The 680-nt window shown below is 73.4% G+C and carries 1 protein-coding gene; it reads right to left on the bottom strand.

Annotated features, from left to right (window positions below):
• Positions 1-639: histidine kinase dimerization/phosphoacceptor domain-containing protein (locus tag GT354_RS08595; RefSeq protein ID WP_161355664.1), on the bottom strand; the 639-nt coding region annotated here is incomplete at its 3' end.
• Positions 640-680 lie beyond the last annotated feature (41 nt).

Here is a 680-nt window from a genome sequence, read left to right as displayed (position 1 = left end):
GGCGAGGTGGGCGGCGGTGCCGGCCTGGGCGTTGGCCAGCGCCATGTGGTGGGCGACGACATCGTGCAACTCCCGGGCTATACGCACGCGTTCCTCGGCGACGCGGTGGCGGGCCTCCTCTTCGCGGGTGCGTTCGGCGTGCTCGGCGCGGGTGCGTACGGCGCCCAGATAGGCGCGTCGGGTCCGGACCGTCGAGCCCGCCAGGACCGCGAACGCGAGCCAGAAGGCGGGCCTGACCGTCTTGAGTGTCCAGGGCTGGTGGTTCAGATCGGAGAGCGCCGCGGTGAGGACGACGAGCGCGATGACGGCGAGGCACCGGACGTACGCGGTTCGCTCCGGGACGCGAGCGCCCAGTTCGTACAGCGCGACGGTGACCGGCAGGAGCAGTAGGGGGGTGATCGGGTAGCCCAGGCCGCCGGAGACGCCGGCGCAGACCGCGGTGAGCGCGACCACGGGGCCGGGGTGGCTGCGCCGCCACGGCAGGCACAGGCAGGCGGCGGTCGCCAGGGGCAGGCCGGCCCACCAGCCCGGTCCTTCCTCGGCGTACTGCCTGCTGGTGGCGGCGTACAGCAGGAGCAGGAACACCGCCTCGACGAAGCGAGGGTGGTGGTCGGCGAAGCGCCGCCAGAAGGTGAGCATGAGGTTCTCCGGTCGGGAGGGTCCGGCCCATGGTGGGCCAC

The organism is Streptomyces sp. SID3343 (genome assembly GCF_009865215.1).
Lineage (GTDB): Bacteria > Actinomycetota > Actinomycetes > Streptomycetales > Streptomycetaceae > Embleya.
The sequence above is the reverse complement of the archived record's forward strand: the minus strand, read 5'-3'. Positions and strand labels throughout refer to the sequence as shown.